General features: G+C 56.4%; 14 protein-coding genes. 11 read left to right on the top strand and 3 right to left on the bottom strand.

Features of this window, described 5'->3' with window-relative positions; translation table 11 throughout:
• The first annotated feature begins 27 nt into the window (after window positions 1–27).
• Window positions 28–414 (top strand): DUF2750 domain-containing protein, encoded by a 387-nt coding sequence (locus tag K325_RS0102390; protein WP_029652652.1) that lies wholly within the window; start codon window positions 28–30, stop codon window positions 412–414.
• Between the two features lie 12 nt (window positions 415–426).
• Here K325_RS0102390 and K325_RS0102395 read toward each other — a convergent pair whose 3' ends face one another.
• Window positions 427–1,608 (bottom strand): AAA family ATPase, encoded by a 1,182-nt coding sequence (locus tag K325_RS0102395; protein ID WP_029652653.1) that lies wholly within the window; start codon window positions 1,606–1,608, stop codon window positions 427–429.
• Between the two features lie 289 nt (window positions 1,609–1,897).
• Between K325_RS0102395 and K325_RS0102400 the strand changes: the two genes are divergently transcribed.
• The 7 genes from K325_RS0102400 (at window position 1,898) to mtgA (ending at window position 10,793) form a co-directional block, all read left to right on the top strand.
• Window positions 1,898–3,214, top strand: a complete 1,317-nt coding sequence (locus tag K325_RS0102400) for a methyl-accepting chemotaxis protein (RefSeq protein ID WP_029652654.1) — start codon at window positions 1,898–1,900, stop codon at window positions 3,212–3,214.
• Between the two features lie 156 nt (window positions 3,215–3,370).
• Window positions 3,371–5,770: a glycerophosphodiester phosphodiesterase family protein gene (locus K325_RS0102405; protein ID WP_051146539.1), complete on the top strand. Its 2,400-nt coding sequence runs from the start codon at window positions 3,371–3,373 to the stop codon at window positions 5,768–5,770.
• A 157-nt stretch (window positions 5,771–5,927) separates the two neighbouring features.
• Window positions 5,928–7,787: a M48 family metallopeptidase gene (locus K325_RS0102410; protein WP_029652656.1), complete on the top strand. Its 1,860-nt coding sequence runs from the start codon at window positions 5,928–5,930 to the stop codon at window positions 7,785–7,787.
• Window positions 7,788–7,929: 142 nt separating this feature from the next.
• Complete coding sequence (locus K325_RS0102415) at window positions 7,930–8,253, top strand: ElaB/YgaM/YqjD family protein (RefSeq protein WP_029652657.1); 324 nt, start codon at window positions 7,930–7,932, stop codon at window positions 8,251–8,253.
• Window positions 8,254–8,255: 2 nt separating this feature from the next.
• Entirely contained in the window at window positions 8,256–8,744 is a 489-nt protein-coding gene (locus K325_RS0102420; protein ID WP_228128373.1) for a hypothetical protein, read from the top strand.
• A 35-nt stretch (window positions 8,745–8,779) separates the two neighbouring features.
• Window positions 8,780–10,084: an MFS transporter gene (locus K325_RS0102425; RefSeq protein ID WP_029652659.1), complete on the top strand. Its 1,305-nt coding sequence runs from the start codon at window positions 8,780–8,782 to the stop codon at window positions 10,082–10,084.
• Complete coding sequence (gene mtgA, locus K325_RS0102430) at window positions 10,062–10,793, top strand: monofunctional biosynthetic peptidoglycan transglycosylase (protein ID WP_029652660.1); 732 nt, start codon at window positions 10,062–10,064, stop codon at window positions 10,791–10,793. The genes K325_RS0102425 and mtgA overlap by 23 nt, the downstream gene beginning before the upstream one ends.
• Before the next feature lie 79 nt (window positions 10,794–10,872).
• Here the strand turns inward: mtgA and K325_RS0102435 are convergent, their stop codons facing one another.
• Window positions 10,873–11,718 (bottom strand): DUF72 domain-containing protein, encoded by an 846-nt coding sequence (locus K325_RS0102435; protein WP_029652661.1) that lies wholly within the window; start codon window positions 11,716–11,718, stop codon window positions 10,873–10,875.
• A gap of 184 nt (window positions 11,719–11,902) precedes the next feature.
• Between K325_RS0102435 and K325_RS0102440 the strand changes: the two genes are divergently transcribed.
• Both K325_RS0102440 and K325_RS0102445 read left to right on the top strand, forming a co-directional pair.
• Window positions 11,903–12,796 carry a DUF2189 domain-containing protein gene (locus K325_RS0102440; protein WP_051146568.1) on the top strand — a complete coding sequence of 298 codons (894 nt, stop codon included), beginning with the start codon at window positions 11,903–11,905 and terminating at the stop codon, window positions 12,794–12,796.
• Window positions 12,797–13,521: 725 nt separating this feature from the next.
• Window positions 13,522–15,078: a BCCT family transporter gene (locus K325_RS0102445; RefSeq protein WP_029652663.1), complete on the top strand. Its 1,557-nt coding sequence runs from the start codon at window positions 13,522–13,524 to the stop codon at window positions 15,076–15,078.
• Here the strand turns inward: K325_RS0102445 and arfB are convergent.
• Window positions 15,075–15,488 carry an alternative ribosome rescue aminoacyl-tRNA hydrolase ArfB gene (gene arfB, locus K325_RS0102450; protein ID WP_029652664.1) on the bottom strand — a complete coding sequence of 138 codons (414 nt, stop codon included), beginning with the start codon at window positions 15,486–15,488 and terminating at the stop codon, window positions 15,075–15,077. The two genes, K325_RS0102445 and arfB, sit on opposite strands and share 4 nt — an antisense overlap.
• Window positions 15,489–15,669: 181 nt before the next feature.
• On the opposite strand from arfB, the gene K325_RS0102455 reads away from it, so the two are divergent.
• Complete coding sequence (locus K325_RS0102455) at window positions 15,670–16,527, top strand: hypothetical protein (RefSeq protein ID WP_228128374.1); 858 nt, start codon at window positions 15,670–15,672, stop codon at window positions 16,525–16,527.
• Window positions 16,528–16,579 lie beyond the last annotated feature (52 nt).

Consider the following 16,579-nt stretch of genomic DNA (forward strand, 5'->3'; position numbering starts at 1 on the left):
GGCTCGACGCACAATTTGGAGAAAATAATGAGTGATATCCCATTAGCTGAACTCAGGCAGATGGATGGTGAAGAGCGGTACGATTATTTTCTGGATACGGTCGCAACAGACCGGGAGTTCTGGATTCTGGTCAATGACGACAACTGTTTTCTGAAAATTGTCTCAGAGGCTGACGGGGTCTCATATCTGCCCGTTTGGCCCCATGAGGCACTGGCCGTTGACTATGCTTCCGATGATGCTGGACTGACCCCGAGAGCCGTCGCTTTGCCGGATTTTTTCAAGAAATGGGTGCCCGGCCTTGCCCGGGATGATCTGGACGTTGGTGTGTTTCCGGGCGAAGAGGGCGCGCTGTGGATAACACCGCCGGAGGAATTGATGCGTGACCTGCAGGACGTAATGTCCGGAGCCTGGTGACTCTCGGAAGCGTCAATCCATCCAGTTCCAGGGGGGCGCGTCCAGAAGCCCCTGGCCAAGAATGCGGGTTTCGCCCAGCTCTTTGTTCAGTGCGATGGAGTGGCAATCGTCGTCCGCTTCCAGAGCGGCGACCAGTCGGGGAGCATGGGAAACAACCCAGACCTGGGTTTCCCGTGAGGCGCGGATGATCAGTCGGCCGAGGGCCGGAAGCAAGTCGGGATGCAGGCTTGTTTCCGGTTCATTCAGCACCAGTAGTGAGGGGGGGCGAGGAGTGAGCAGGGCGGCGACCAACAGCAGGTAGCGAAGGGTGCCATCAGAAAGCTCGGCCTGATTCAGAGGGCGGAGCAGACCGGTCTGCTCAAATTGCAGGATGAAACGGTTGCCTGCGTTGGTGCTGAACCGGAGTCTCGCCCCGGGGAAGGCATCTTCAATGGCGTTGTGCAGGCCCTCCCGGTCGCCGATTTCGTGAATGGTGCGCAGGGCTGCAACCAGGCTATGGCCATCGTGGTCCAGAACGGGAGTGCGGGTTCCGATTTGCGGGGTCCGGATGCTGGAGTGCTGATCGGTGCGGAACTGATCGTAAAAGCGCCACTGTCGGATGGCCTGCCGGACCGCATGGACTTCAGGCACAGCCACGGGATCACTGATCTCGCTCAGAATGCTCTCATAGGTGTTTAGCCGGGTGTCGTAGACCTCCCATTTCCGCCCTGAACGTACTTTGACAACCGGCCCGACGCGATCAATCAGACAACTGCTTGGGCGGCAGACATCACCCACCCAGATACATTCGCGTTTTATTTCCGGGTCGAGCTGAAACATGCTGGGCTCCTGATAACCTGCAAACCCCGTAGAGGCCGGCATCCCAAGAGAAATCGCGTAGCCGAAATCCTCGCCGGCGAACCCCAGTCTGAGGCGGGATGGGGTGTTTCCGGCGGTCCCCTGGACGGGCGCTGAGCCGTCCCGCATCCCTTTTGTGAACTGGTCTGGCCCTGCCCAGAAGGTGTAGTCCAGGCCCCCTTCTTCGGCCAGGGAGGAGATCAGGTTGCCTTTTGCCGTTTCGGCCAGCAGTCGCAATGATTTATAGAGGTTTGATTTGCCACAGCCGTTCGGACCGGTAACGACGTTCAGGCCCGCCAGCGGTGCGACCACGTCTCTGAGGCTGCGATAGTTGGAAACGGCAAAGGCTTTGATCATGATCCGGGGCGAACCTGTTTCTTGAAGAAGGTGAGAAGCGTGCCGGCAACGAGCAGGACAAGGCGAATGAGTCTGAAGTTTCCCATGGGTGCATCTCTCTTCCATAAGTGATCTTGTCTCGGGGAGCATATCATTATACGGCCCGACAGTTTGAGGTTGGTTGCTGGTTGGCCCACCTAGGAAAGCTGTAGCCCTGGTCTTCAGTTTAGGCGCGCCGGGCCGTTATTCCTGTTATCTAAGCCGTTGAGTGGTTAACGGCCAGAATGCGCAGTCAGAGGAAGGGTGACCGATGTTCGGTAAAAAGCTTCAACAGGAGAATGAAACGCTCAGGGAAGAGCTGTATATGTTGCAGCAACTCGTTGAGGACGTTGCGGACGAGCTGATGACGCTGGAACTGGACACCTCCGGGAAAATTAGCTCGATCAATACCCGTTTCCGAAGTGAGTTCGGTGCCGGAAGTGACGCAGTGGTTGGCAGGCATGCCCGGGACTTGGTGCCGGATTATCTGCGAAATACCGAACACTTCAGGCTGATGATGTCTGCGCTCGATAACGGGCGGGTCTGGGTCGGCGCCTGGCAGGTACACAATACGAACGGGGAGCACCTCTGGCTGAGAGCGACGCTGTGTCCGATCAAGCGGCGTGACGGGTCTCTGGATCATATTACGATCTTCGCCAATAACCTGACCCGCACGATTGAGACCTCGCGGCAGCACGAAAACCTGATTCGTGCCATGCAGCGTTCGATGGCGGTGATCGAATTCGATCTGGGTGGACATGTTCTGGCAGCCAATGATCTGTTCCTGGATGCCATGGGCTATTCGATGAATGAGATCAAAGGCAAGCAGCACCGGATGTTCTGTCCACCGGATATCTATAACTCACCGGAATATGAGGCATTCTGGGACCGGCTGAGGCGGGGGGATTTTGTTGCTGATCGATTTAAGAGGATCGATAGGGCCGGCCGGGAAGTGTGGCTTGAGGCGTCCTATAACCCCCTGATGAATGCCAGGGACGAACTGTATAAGGTGGTGAAGTTCGCGACGGTGATTACCGAGCAGGTTTTGCAGGAACGGGAAGTCTCCAACGCTGCCGGTGTCGCCTATGAAACGTCCCAGGCGACCGATGCAAGTGCCCGCCGGGGAATGGAGGTGATGGAGAGCACTGCCAGTGTGATGCGGGAGCTGGCTGATCAGATGAATCATGCGGTAGAACGCATCGGAGAGCTGGATCAGCAGTCGCAGACCATCAATACGCTGATCCAGAGCATCAGTGGTATTGCGGACCAAACTAATCTGCTTGCCCTCAATGCGGCGATTGAAGCCGCCCGAGCGGGGGGTCAGGGGCGGGGGTTTGCGGTGGTTGCCGACGAAGTTCGTAAACTGGCGTCGCGCACGTCGGAGGCCACAGCAGAAATTGTATCGGTGGTCGGTCGTAATCAGGAGCTGACGTCTCGGGCAGTCGGCGTTATCGAATCGGGTAAGTCCCAGGCGGAAGAAGTTCAAGGCTTGATTGGTGAAGCCGAAAACGTAATCGACGAGATCCAGGAGGCTGCAAGGGAAGTTGTGGAAGCTGTTTCCCGATTTGCCAACCGCTTGGGGAAATAGTGTTTTCGGGCTTGCTCTCGTTTTCATCGACAAGGACGAGGCTGTGCTTTGGATGGTTTTTTAACTCCCTGTCGAGTGTTTTATTTCTGAAACGGCTTGGTCATCTTAGCGGCTTATTCTGCCTGCTCATTTCAAATCCGATACGGAGAGTGATTGATGAGCAGGGTTACCCTTTCAGCGCTAATGCTTGTGGCCATCACCGGGATGGCCGGGTGTAGCGACGATTCTGACAGCAGTGATGACAACAAAAAACCGCCCGTAACGAATCCTGAGCCGGATCCGGATACCGATCCAGACCCTGATCCCGATCCTGATCCAGAACCTGAGCCTGAACCCAAAGTTCTGCTGGACGAAGACTTCGAAGCCATTGCTGAGGGTAAACTCCCTGAAGGCTGGATGGTGATGGATGGCGCGGAAGAGCTGTTTTACACCAAAGAGGGAAGCCTGTTTGTTGATGGCCGCGGTAACAACTACGCGCCGGTAGCCCTGCGTTTGCCCGAGTCTCTTCGGGACCAGGAAAATTACCGTATTGAAGTGTCCTTCACCATTGCTGAGGCAAACACCACGTCTCGCTGGGTTGGCATGCAGTATCGGACCGGTCTGGGGGTAGAGCCTTATTACCAGATGGCCATTCGCCAGAAGGCGACCGCCGCCAATGGGACAGAGCACGCGCTCCGTAATGCTGGACAGTGGAGCATCGTTGATAAGGCCGGGTTCTCGGAAGTGATTGACCCTGCCAAGCTTTACACCGCAACCATCGTGGTTCACGGTGATCGCGTTCAGCAGTACCTCAACGGCACCCTGCTTCAGGACTCTGTGCTAGACAGTGATTTCTCACAAGGCGGTGTTGGCTTCCAGGCGGCGGGCAGCCTGCTGCGTGTTGAAGACGTTACCGTTACGGAGCAGTTGAAGGCGTTACCACCACTGCCTCCGATGATGAGCGTGGCTGAGCCAGAGACCGGTGCGTCTATGGCTCCCAGCATCACCAACCTCTCACCTGTCGCCAGCGATCTGATGGCGTCGCCCGGAAATTCAGTGTACCTGAAGCTGGATGATCAGTTGATGCTGTCTGGCCAGAATGGCGGAAGCCTTGGTTACCTGGACCAACTGCTGGATGCGGGTGAGTTCACGGCTATGCCGATGCTGTACGTAACCAGTCAGGCTGCCGTTGACGCGCTGAAACCTGTGGTGGAGCGTCACCAGTTCTTTGACCTGACACTGGTGTCAGACAACCAGGCGTTGTTGAAAGACGCGCGGGAAAAAATGCCGTTTGTCCGGGCTGCTGTGGACTTCACGAATGCGAACCTGACGGCTGCACCGGCTGACTTGCTGCGCATTGTTCAGGCCACCAACCAGTCAAAAGCGAAGATTGCAATTCTGCCGGAAAGCTTGCTGGACAAAGCCTCTGTTCAGTATATCCAGAACCGTCTGATCTCCGTCTGGGGGCAACTGGAGCAACCGGAATATGTGCAAACGGTTGATGTTCTGACAGCTGGTGTTAATGGCCTTCTGACGACGGACCCGGACCAGGCGCTCGCGTTCTTCACCGCGTTGCCGGAGAACACTCTGTTGAGAAAGCCGCTGGTTGTTGGCCACCGTGGCGTTCCTTCCCAGGTGACTGAGAATACCGTTGCGGGTGCTCTCAAGGCGGTTGAACTGGGTGCAGACGCTGTTGAGTCGGACATCTATCTGACCACCGACAACCACGTTGTGGTGATGCACGACGGAACGGTTGATCGCACCACCGATGGCACCGGTGCAGTTGAAGAGAAAACGCTGGCAGAGCTCAAAGCCCTGACCGTTGATGGTGGTCACCCTGTGCCAACCATGGATGAGTTCTTTACGGCTCTGAAAGGTAAGCGCGCGGTTCACTTTGTCGAGATCAAGAGCGGCAAGCCTGAAATCGTTGAGCATCTGAAAGCGGCTATTGAACGCCATGGGGTGCAGGATCAGGTGATTGTTATTTCCTTTAACTCTGATCAACTGGTCAAGTTGCAGGAAGTTATGCCCGGTGTTTCCGGCGGTTTCCTGACAGGCTTCAACTCAGACAGTGACATGGAGAAGAACCTGCGGACGATCCTCAACGCCACTCAGCAGTATTCGTCCACGTTCAACCCATCCTACGGCAGTCTGGTTCCGGAAGTGATGGAAGCAGCAAAACATCGCGGCACCACGTTCTGGCCCTGGACGTTCCGTAAGCTGGATGCGGCAGAAAAATACTATCTGGCTGGCACGCACGGGCTGACAACGGACTATGCCCAGTGGTTCAGTGACTACCCGGTGGCGGTTGAGCCGGTTAACTCGGACCTGGTAGTTTCGGCAAACTCTGCCCTGGCGGCAGATCTGACCGTCACCACTCAGGTTGGTAACAGCATGACAGCGGCGGCTTCCGGCTTCCTGGTTCTGGAAAGCACGGTTTCTCATGCGAATACGAACGGTTCGGTGGTGTTTGAAGCCCCGGGCAGTGCGGTTGTTGTTCCTCTGTATGAGTACACCCTCACCGAAGGTGGCAGTTACTACCTGGTAGGCGCTCGCCAGAAGGTAACCATCAACTGATGGAAAAAGCCGGGCCAGATATCTGGCCCGGCTTTTGTATTCCGGTAACTCGTTAGCGATCGATAGCAGGACTCGACGGTAATGCGACCGGGTTCAGTGCTGAAGACAGTGCTCTGTTGTAAGGTTGGTGATCGGGACCAAACCTCAAGGAACAGCGATGAGCAGCATGTCAGAGGAAGAGTTTGTAAAACGGATTCGTCAGGCCGAACAGGAAACGGCCACTCATCCACGGCGTTATCTGGTAAAACTGGCGTTATTCGCCATTCTCGGCTACGTGGCCATTTTTGGCGTGCTGATGGCCCTTGTCGGTCTCGCTGGCGGCCTTGTCGCTGCTGCGTTTTTCAGTACGGCTCTGTTTTTGATACTCCTTAAGAAGAAACTGGTTTTCGTCATTCTTCTGGCCATCTGGGTACTGCTGAAAGCGCTTTGGGTCCGCTTTGAAGCCCCCCAGGGGTACACCCTGAAACGCAAAGAATGTCCTCGCCTTTTTGAAGAGATTGACCGGTTAAGCCGGCAATTGAAAACCGTCAGGATTCATCGGGTAATTCTCGACAACAATCTCAACGCGGCCGTTGTCCAGCACCCCAGGTTGGGGGTATTTGGCTGGAACCGTAATTACCTGATTGTCGGTTATCCGCTGATGTTGACCCTGTCCCCGGAGGAAATGCGCTCTGTGCTGGCTCATGAATTTGGCCACCTTTCCGGCAATCACAGCCGGTTTCATGGCTGGATCTACCGGGTAAGACTGAGCTGGCACCGGATTATGGTTGCGTTTGACGGCGCCGAGTCGTGGGGAGCTTCGCTCATGCGCAGGTTCTTTAACTGGTATTCCCCCAGGTTCGAAGCCTATTCGTTTGCCTTGGCGCGCAGCAATGAATACGAGGCGGACGCCATTGCTGCTCAGCTTACCTCACCGGCTACGGCGGCACGGGCTCTGGTGAACGTTTATGCCACCGCGCCCTACATTGATGATCATTACTGGAAAACCTATTTCAGCAAAGCGGACGAAACGTCGGAACCGCCCTTCGCCCCTTTTGCCGGTCTGGCTCGTTTTCTCGACGATAACCCTCTGGGCAGGGAGCAGATGCAGGAACGTATTGCTGAAGAGATGCAGGTCCAGACGCATTACGCGAATACCCACCCCAGCCTGCGGGACAGACTCCGGAATCTGGGAGAGACGCCAACTGACGTGACCGTGCCCGAACGGAATGCTGCGGAAGCCTGGCTGGGAGAGCGCGGCCGGCAAGTGATGGCAGACTTCGACCGGGAGTGGCTGACGGCCAATGGTGAGGCCTGGCGTGCACGTTATGAGTATGTCGCCAATGCCAGGGCGGAACTTCAAAAACTGGAGGGTTGTGACCCTGCCGAACTTGGGGATGAGGCCCTGTGGGATTATGCCTGCTGGTCCCGGGAATTTGTGTCGGATGATCAGGCGCTGCCCCTGTTTATGGCGTTCAGAGAGCGTCACCCCGATGCGACAGGTTGCGCTTTTTACCTGGCTTGCATTCTGCTGAAGCGTGGTGATGAGGCGGGCCTGGAACCGCTGGCGCTGGCGAGAACCAATCCCAATCTGATTGGCGACTGTGCCAGATTCGGGTACCAGTTTTTGCTGGATCAGGGTCGGCAGGCGGAAGCGGAAGCCTGGTGGCAGGACTCCCTGAAACAGCAGGAGGTCTTTGTCGCTGCGCACAAGGAGCGTCAGGGGGTGGGGCGGAAGGAAGCGCTGGTAAAGCCGGAAATCGAGCGTGATCGTCTCGATGATCTGGTGGCACAGCTGAAGCGCATACCGAAGGTGGGCAAAGTCTGGCTGGCCCAGAAGCCGGTTCAGCACATGCCCGAAGACCCCGTGTACGTTCTCGCTTTCAAAACCAGGGGCTTTGTGTTCTCCAGGGCAAAGCTGCAGTCCCGTGTGGCGGAGTCCCTGGAAGTGGAAGGAACCTTCTTTGTTGTCTGTCGTTCTGGTGACGCAAAAGCCTTGGCGAAGAAGGTGATCAAGCGAGGACAACGGATTGCGTAATTCGGTTCTTGCTCACATTAAGAAGCCCTAATATCAGGCGTTGTCTCGTATGCTAGAGTGATATGGACCGCTGTGGTTCTCCCGTCAGGGAGCCCAGCTCAAGCCGAAATAGCAGTATGTGTTACTGATAAGGAGGCAAGAAATGGAAGCGAAATCCGGTCAAAGCGAATATGAGCAGGTGCGTGAAGATCTCAAGCGCCTTCAGGAAGACGTCGCCAAGCTTACGAAGAGCATTGCCGAGGGCCAGCGGAACAACATCAGTCACCTCCGGGATGAAATCCGAAGGGAAAGCCTGGAGGCTTTCGACCAGGTCCGGCAGCGGGGCGATGAAGCGTTGGATCGGGCCCGGGAAGCCAGTTCCAGGGCTGTGGAAAATGTGGAGCATAAAATTGAGGAACGACCGTTTCTCAGCATTGTTCTGATGTTTCTGGCAGGCCTTCTGGTCGGGCGGCTTCTGGATCGTTGATGATGCCTGCTGAGTCTGCGTGGTTGCAGGGCGCCCTTCGCAAAGCCATCGCGGCGGTTATCGCGGCTTTATTGGCTTTTGTGTTGCTGGTGGCCCTGTTACTCACCGGTTTTTATCTGCTCGTTAACGCGGCGACGCTCAGCCTTACTCCTTTGCTGGGAGAAGCTGGGGCGATGGCGTTGACCGGTGGCGTATGTATGTTGCTGCTCGCGCTGGTGTTCTATCGTCTGACCCGCCCGGTCAAAACTACCGGGGCGACAGATCGCAGCTCCGGGTCGTCACGGTCACCCGCGGATCTGTTGCTGGATATTGTCAGGAAAAATCCGCTGGAAGCGGCATCTGTGGCCTTCGCATTGGGCGTGGCTGAGCAGGGGGACCCGCGTTTGAAGTCGTTGCTGCTTCAAGGTGGGATGGTATTAATGAAGCAAGCGGAAGCTGAAAAGCCGCCAAGCACCAGTCATCCGGACTCGCCGTCAACGTCGGGCTCCTGATCATCAGCAGAGTTGTTACAGACGTCGAGCCAAACATGCCACCATCTAACGTTTACACGCCTTCTTCGGGTACCCCTGAGAACACCCGAGCGCTCTGGTCGTGGGCTTTATACGACTGGGCCAACAGTGCGTTTTTTACGATTGTTCTGACCTTTGTATTCGCCCAGTATTTCAGTGTTTCGGTGATCCAGGACGACGTGGCGGGTACCCGAGCCTGGGGTAACATTGTCGGTATCGCCGGTGTTTGCATTGCCATTCTGGCGCCGGTGCTTGGGGCGATTGCCGATCAGTCCGGGCGTAGAAAACCCTGGCTGATTACCTTCACGCTGCTGTGTGTGATTTCTTCAGCGATGCTTTGGACGGTGACACCGGACCAGGAGCAGTTCTGGAACGCGGCGTTATGGGTGGGGCTTGGTACGCTGGGTGCTGAGTTTGCCTTTATTTTCTACAACGCGATGCTGCCGGATCTGGCCCGGCCAGAACGTACCGGGCGCTGGTCGGGATGGGCCTGGGGCCTGGGCTACGTGGGGGGCATTGCCAGCCTGGTGGTGGCCTTGTATGGCTTTATCGAGCCTGATAGCCCATTTCTCAGCCTGAATCGGGACGAGGCTGAGCATGTGCGTGCGACGTTTGTGCTGGTGGCTGTGTGGTATCTGGTGTTCGCTTTGCCAGCATTTTTCTTTATTCCTGATCGTCCTGCCACCGGGCTGGGTATGGTCGAGGCGACCCAGGCCGGGTTTAAACAGCTGAAAGACTCGATTTCGCACGTTCGGCAATACCGGGACATTGTGCGCTTTCTGATTGCTCGCATGCTGTACACCGATGGTCTGGCAACCATTTTTACGTTTGGGGGTGTCTATGCCGCTGGTACCTTTAATATGGGGCCAACGGAAGTGCTGCAGTTTGCCATCGCCCTGAATGTGACGGCCGGACTGGGGGCCCTGGGCTTCGCCTGGGTTGATGATGCGCTGGGTGGTCGGAACACCATACTTCTGTCACTCGCGGGGCTGGGCTGCAGTGCCTTGGCTATTCTGGTGGTAGAGGGCGCCACCGCCTTCTGGGTCTGGGGAATGGTCCTTGGTATTTTTGTCGGCCCGCTACAGTCAGCAAGCCGCTCGCATCTGGCCCGTGTGGCCCCGCTCCACCTGCAAACCCAGATGTTCGGGTTATTTGCCTTCTCCGGTAAGGCAACGGCGTTTGCCGGCCCACTTCTGGTGGGTTGGGTGACTGCTGTGACTGAAAGCCAGCGATGGGGAATGAGCACCATCCTGGTGTTTCTTGTGATTGGCTTTGTTTTGATGTTAAAGGTGCCCAAACATGAAGCGGTCTCCTCATCGTAAACCGGCCCGGCGATCTCCTGTCCGGGCGTTGCTGCGAGTGGTGTTCTGGAGTGCGATAACGGCAGTGGCATCAGTTCTGATGGTCATTCTTCTGTTCCGGTTCGTGAACCCGCCGACCTCAGCATTCATGTTGGGTTACCAGATGAGTGACGGGGTGGCTCCCTTGCAGCAGGAGTGGGTGCCCATGTCGGAGATTTCCCAGTGGATGTCTCTGGCGGTCGTTGCCAGTGAGGACCAGCGGTTTCCCCACCACCTGGGGGTAGACTTTGAAGCCATCCGGAAAGCGGTTTCGGAATATCGGGCGGGCGAGGGCTTACGAGGAGCGAGTACGATTACCCAGCAAACGGCCAAGAACCTGTTTCTCTGGAATGGCCGGAGTTTTGTCCGTAAAGGGCTTGAGGCTGGGTTGGCGTTAGCCATGGACGCCCTCTGGACCAAGCAAAGGATTCTGGAAGTTTACCTCAATATCGCCGAGTTCGGGCCTGGGATCTATGGTGTTCAGGCGGCCAGCCAGGCGTATTTTGGGGTGCCCGCTGGCCTGCTTTCCCGTGGTCAGGCAGCACAACTGGCTGCGGTTTTGCCAAACCCGAACGTGCTCAGCGTCCGCTCACCCACGCCATACGTGCAGGAGCGCGTTGCCTGGATACAGGGGCAGATGGCCCAACTGTCGGGGCTGAAGTATCTGGAAGAACTCAGTTCAGGCAGGTGAGCACGCCTTGTGTTCAGCTTTGATAATCCTTTCGATAAGCCGAGGGCGTGGTTCCCAATCCTGCACGGAAAGCCCGGGCTCAGAACAACCCCAGTTGAGGGGTAGCGATATCTACCGGTAGTGGCGGCAACTCGGGCAGTTGTGCCTGTAAAAGCTCCGTCCATCGTGAGGCCAGAGCTACTGCGTAACGGTTATCCGGCATGTGCATGAACACATAGGGCTGAATGCCACCTCGTACCCAGGCTGCCACACGCTCCACCCAGGGCTGGAGAAAACGATCGTTTTCGTCGAGGTTTGGGTGGCCGATGTACCGAATGACCGGTGGCGCATCGGTTGGCAGGATATGTACGGGCACCCTTGGCTTCTTTCTCTGTGCGTCAAGGATTTCCTCTGTGTCGGGAATGGCAGCGAAAAGCCCCCGGCTGTCCAGGCAAACGCGGGCCAGGCTGCGTGCCCGCAGTTCCCGATTAAGTGCCCGTTCCTCATCGCCTTTGCTGAAAAATGCGGGGTGCCTGACCTCAACACTCCAGTTCAGATGAGCGGGCGCTGAGTCGAGAAATCGCCAAAGCTGCCCGAGCTGGCGAGGACCAAAACTGGCAGGAAGCTGCAGCAAAATGGGGCCAAGGACATCGTCCAGTGGTTTCAGGAGCTCCACGAAAGCGCGGGTCTCGGCTTCGGCTCCGGAAAGGTGTTGGTCGTGGGTGATGAGTCGCGGGAGCTTGAACAGGAATCGGAAGTCATCCGGTACCTGTGTGCGCCACTGCTCACACTGGCTGGCGGAGGGCGTGGCGTAGAAGGTGGTGTTGCCTTCTACGCAATTAAACGCCCGGGCATAGCGTGACAGCGCTGAGGAGCCCGGTGGTAGCTGGGTGTTCCAGTGAGGATCCTGCCATTGGGGGCAGCCTAGGAAGTAGGGCAGTGACATGGGAGCCTTCCGCGCACTCGTTTGTCCAAAAGTGATTGGTGTTTTCTTAATGTGGACAATATCCTACACGGGTTTTAGGTAATATTGGGCATTGATTGGCGGCAGGTTTTGTTACCTTCCGTCGCCTTGGAGTGACCGGACTCTGGTTGCGATGTCAGACAACAATCGAAAGGATCGATACTGCGTGAGTACTCAAGCTAACCCCACATTTACGGTTTCCGCCAGCCCCAGAAAAATTAAATCCGGCCCACCTCTCAGCTGGATCTCTGGCGCGGTTCGGTTGTTGCGTAGTCACTGGGGAGTGATTCTGCCCGCCTACCTGCTGGTGTTTATCATCCCTGCACTGATCCAGTTCGGGGCCATGGAAGTATTCTCCAGCGGAAGCTTGCTGGGCAGTGCACTGGTGATTGTCGCCAGTGTCATTGTGACCTTGCTGCTGAACGCTGGCATGATGGTTCTGTTTCATCACGCGGCAGAGGGGAGGCCCGGTTTCTCGGATGTGTTTGCGGGTTTCCGGGTGCATACGGTGGTGCACGTCCTTCTGATGCTGGTGATGATGATCCTGGTGATGCTGGCATTTGGGGGTGTTGGTTATGTGTTTGCCAGCGTTGCTGATATCTCTATCCATTCGTTTGGTGGTGGAATGGGGCGGCTTATGAACAGCGGGTTTGGACCTTCCGCTGGCATGGCTGCGATTCTGTTCCTTGTGATTGTCGTGCTCTTTGCGGTGATTCTGTTCGGCTCTCTGTTCTGTTATGTGGTCCCTTTGATTGTGGTCGCTCGGCAGGGGGCTCTGACGGCCATTGGCAACAGTGTTCGCGCATGCTTCAAGAATCTGTTTGTCCTGTTCTTCTTTGCGGTCAATGCGGTGGTACTTACCCAGCTGGTGCTGTTCCCCTCGTTTGCCATCGGAGCGTCAACCACTTCGGTTGTTGTCATGACCACGATCACCGTTGTTGTCTCATTCATCTGGGGCGCGATCATTTGCGGGGCTTACTACCTCTCTTTCAGAGAGGTACTTCTGAACACGTCCCCGGAGTCGCCTGCGCCTGAGGCAGTCGCGCCCGCTTCCGCCTGATCGTCATGTCTGAGGGCCGGTGGGTTGATAACACCTGCCGGCACCTTTCTCTGTATATGCCCTTGCGGGCTGTTCAATTTACCTTCGATTTTCGCCAGCCCCCGCTACAACACGCTTTACCTTACCTATCCTGTCGTTGCCAACATGGTTATCCACAGAAACTGTGGGTAATGTGGCCGTTTCAGGTTGTCGGCTTGTCATGAGAGCGCCATTTTCCAGTGGATATCTTCGGAATCTGGGGGTAACTCACACAGTTTACCGTGGCTAAGGTTTTGTTCTCTTGGTTGGCTATTTTACCTCCATTTTTCGTCAGCCCTTGTCCTTACTCGCTTTGCACCCTCTATCCTGACCTTGCCAACATGGTTATCCACAGAATCTGTGGAAAAAGTCGCTGTGCCCGCTTCGGCCTTTGTGGATATCGATAACTTATCCCAAGGCGGTCTCGACATCTGGGGGTAATCCGAAGAAATGCACCGAGAGAGTTCATTTGTGTGACCGTTTGGTTAATTTGCCTCCGTTTGTCGCCAGGCCTTGCCCGGACTCGCTTTACACCTGATATCCTGTCCTTGCCAACATGGTTATCCACAGAATCTGTGGGAAAACCAAAGGGGGATAGCGGATATCAGCAAGCGTTTACTGGTGTGTGCGTAATTTCCGCGGATTCCGTGCATTTTTCGGCCAGATCCGGTAGGGTCCCGCGCTTTTCCCAAAAGGAATCTCCTCAAATGACAGCCCAAACTGTCCCCTCTACCTCGCTGCGGACTCGTCTTTTGCACGATAGCGACCCCGTAGTTCTCACACTTACCATCGGCTTCATCCTGCTTTTTGTCGGTGCATCACTGGTTGATGCCGACTATGTGGCCGGACTGATTGGCGCTGGATTTACATGGACGGCCAAGTACCTCGGTTCATTTTTCCAGTTCCTGCTTCTGATGACGTTTTTTGTTGCTATCGGTACTGCCATAAGCCGTGCCGGAAGGGCCCGGATCGGCGGAATGGATAAACCAGAGATTGGTCGTTTTCGCTGGCTATCGATGATTATGTGTACGTTGTTGGCGGGGGGGGGTGTGTTCTTTGCCGCCGGTGAACCCGTTTACCATTTCGTGGTGACGCCACCGGCCTTTAACACCGAGCCCGGTTCTGCTGCCGCTATTGCTCCTGCCCTGGCGCAGTCGTTCACGCATTGGGGGTTCCTGGCCTGGGCGGTGCTCGGTTCGTTGACGGCGGTGGTGCTCTCAAGGGCGCACTACTCTCAGGGCCAGCCTCTGCAGCCGCGTACCCTGCTGTACCCGGTTCTGGGGGAGCGCGTTGTTAGTGGTCGTCTGGGGGGCGTGGTAGATGCTGCCTGTGTGATTGCCGTTGTAGCAGGCACCGTAGGCCCCATTGGTTTTCTGGCGACCCAGATGAGTTTTGGGCTGCATGAATTGTTTGGGGTGTCCGACGGTTACGGGACGCAGTTGATTGTTCTGGCGATTCTGGCGGGTGTTTACATGACGTCGGCCATGACTGGTCTGCACCGTGGCATACAGTTGCTGAGTCGGTTTAACGTTCTGCTGGCGCTGGCGATAGGTCTGGTGATTTTTCTGTTTGGCCCCACACTGTTTCTGACGGATGTCTATTTTCAGTCTATGGGGGAATACGTTACCTCCTTCTTTTCCATGGCAACACTGACGGCGCAGACTGCACCGGATTGGTGGATGAAGTGGTGGACGGTTTTCTTCTTTGCCTGGTTTATTGGTTACACCCCACTGATGGCGGTTTTCGTATCCCGGATTTCCCGTGGCCGGACCATTCGGGAAACCATTCTGGCGGTTGCCGTGATGGCGCCGATTGCGACGACAATCTGGTTTACGTTGCTGGGGGGTTCTGGCATTTATCACCAGTTGGCCGGCAGCTTTGATCTGACCGAAGCGCTGAATGGCTTCCGGTTTGATGTGGCGACTCTGACGGTGGCTCAGGCGCTGCCCGGGGGCACCTGGATGGCTGCGGCGATCTTGCTGCTGACGACTATCTTTGTGGCGACGACAGGCGACTCCATGAGTTACTCAATCGCCATGGTCGGGGCCGGACATGACGAACCTGAGCCGTGGGTGCGTGTGTTCTGGGGAGGCGCCATGGCGCTGATGGCGGCGATTCTTCTCTATATGGGAGCCGGGCAGATTGGGGTTTTGCAGCAATTCATCGTCATTACAGCGATCCCGGTGTCGCTGATCATTCTGCCCTCATTGTGGACCGGCCCCAAGGCCGCTCTGGCGTTGGCCGATGAGCAGGGCCTGAGCTAGACCTTCACCTTGCCCCGCAGCGATTTGACTTCTCCGCGGCGGGTTTTGGTGTCCACACGCCGCCGCTGGGAAGATTTCGTGGGGCGTGTGGGGCGTCGGGCTTTTTCTGGCTTGACGGCCTGCTGAATCAGCGCCCTGAGACGGTTCAGGGCGTCCTCTTTGTTCTGTTCAAACGTTCTGTACGATTGCCCCTTGATAACGATGACACCGTCTTTGCTGATGCGCTGGTCCGACGTGGCCATCAACCGCTCTTTGTAGAACGGTGGCAGTGTGGAGTGCAGGATATCGAACCGGAGGTGCACTGCCGACGCCACTTTGTTGACGTTCTGGCCACCGGCACCCTGGGCCCGTATCTGTGTGATCTGGATTTCCCAGTCGGCCAGTTCGACGGCATTGGATAGTTTTAGCATAGTGGGCATCAAGCGTTGGAGTGTGGGCTTCTGGGTTTTACAGCGTCATCCTACGCAATCCTGCCGGTAATCAGAAGTGGGGATTCCTGGCGGAAGAGCCTGACCATAGGGACGATACAGCGCGCGGGAGCTCTGTGTTGTAACATTGAACGTTCGCTCTCAGACCCTTGGATGTAACTACATGATGAAGTCTCTTGGTTTACCTTTTTTACTCACCTTTGCGTTAATGCTTTCCGGGTGCGGTGGGCCGACGTCGCCGCAAGAGGTTTCTGCTGCGTTCTGGCAGGCCGTGATAGACGATGATGCCGGGGAGGCCAGCGAATTCTCGACGCTGATTGATGAGGCGGCTTTCGACGGGTTTGCCAGGCAGTGGCAGGGCGTTGAAATTGACTGGGGACGGGTTGTGATTGATGACAGCGTTGCCAGGGTTACCACCAGACTCACGGGGCTGGAAGGGCAGAGTGAAGCCGTTGAAACGGTGACGTATCTGGTGCGTAAAGGGGATGACTGGCTGGTGGACTATTACCGAACCGGAGATGCTCTGAAAGGCGGCCAGGTCTGGGGCAATCTCGTCGGGCAGCTTGAGAAGCTGGGAGAAGACCTCAAGAGCCGTTGGGTGAGCCAGTCTGATGATATCGCCCGAGAGCTCGAAGTCCTGAGCCAGGAACTCGAACGGCGCGCAGGTGATGTGAATCAGCAAATGTCCGTTCTTGCTGACGAGTACAGCGAACGGTTGGGTGAGCATCTTGAGGCTCTGTCTGATTCATTAAGGGATGCACTGAAGGACACGCCATCGGCTTCGCCGCAGGATCAGCGCACGTTGAATGAGGCGGTGATCCGGATTGATGACCAGCGGGCCAGACTCTCGGAGGCAAGTTTTCAGGTGCTTGCCGAAAGCACAGAGGTGGCGGCCGAAACTCAGTTGGAGCTCGGAACCCTGAGCGATGCGTTTGCCGCTGACAAAGCGGAATGGCTGCAGCGCGTGTCTGCAATGGAAGGGGATATCAAAACGTTTCTTGGTCGCCTTAACGGCGAGTGAGGGCGCTTGGTATGCTCCAGATTGCCCGCCAGGGCAGTGCCTTGAATGAGGT

This window comes from Marinobacter daepoensis DSM 16072, assembly GCF_000421165.1.
Taxonomy (GTDB): Bacteria; Pseudomonadota; Gammaproteobacteria; order Pseudomonadales; family Oleiphilaceae; genus Marinobacter; species Marinobacter daepoensis.

Bases quoted from the DNA above. Each gene is read 5' to 3' on its own strand.
- K325_RS0102390 (WP_029652652.1), top strand. From the start codon at position 28: ATGAGTGATATCCCATTAGCTGAACTCAGGCAGATGGATGGTGAAGAG.
- K325_RS0102395 (WP_029652653.1), bottom strand. From the start codon at position 1,608: ATGATCAAAGCCTTTGCCGTTTCCAACTATCGCAGCCTCAGAGACGTG.
- K325_RS0102400 (WP_029652654.1), top strand. From the start codon at position 1,898: ATGTTCGGTAAAAAGCTTCAACAGGAGAATGAAACGCTCAGGGAAGAG.
- K325_RS0102405 (WP_051146539.1), top strand. From the start codon at position 3,371: ATGAGCAGGGTTACCCTTTCAGCGCTAATGCTTGTGGCCATCACCGGG.
- K325_RS0102410 (WP_029652656.1), top strand. From the start codon at position 5,928: ATGAGCAGCATGTCAGAGGAAGAGTTTGTAAAACGGATTCGTCAGGCC.
- K325_RS0102415 (WP_029652657.1), top strand. From the start codon at position 7,930: ATGGAAGCGAAATCCGGTCAAAGCGAATATGAGCAGGTGCGTGAAGAT.
- K325_RS0102420 (WP_228128373.1), top strand. From the start codon at position 8,256: ATGCCTGCTGAGTCTGCGTGGTTGCAGGGCGCCCTTCGCAAAGCCATC.
- K325_RS0102425 (WP_029652659.1), top strand. From the start codon at position 8,780: ATGCCACCATCTAACGTTTACACGCCTTCTTCGGGTACCCCTGAGAAC.
- mtgA (WP_029652660.1), top strand. From the start codon at position 10,062: ATGAAGCGGTCTCCTCATCGTAAACCGGCCCGGCGATCTCCTGTCCGG.
- K325_RS0102435 (WP_029652661.1), bottom strand. From the start codon at position 11,718: ATGTCACTGCCCTACTTCCTAGGCTGCCCCCAATGGCAGGATCCTCAC.
- K325_RS0102445 (WP_029652663.1), top strand. From the start codon at position 13,522: ATGACAGCCCAAACTGTCCCCTCTACCTCGCTGCGGACTCGTCTTTTG.
- arfB (WP_029652664.1), bottom strand. From the start codon at position 15,488: ATGCTAAAACTATCCAATGCCGTCGAACTGGCCGACTGGGAAATCCAG.
- K325_RS0102455 (WP_228128374.1), top strand. From the start codon at position 15,670: ATGATGAAGTCTCTTGGTTTACCTTTTTTACTCACCTTTGCGTTAATG.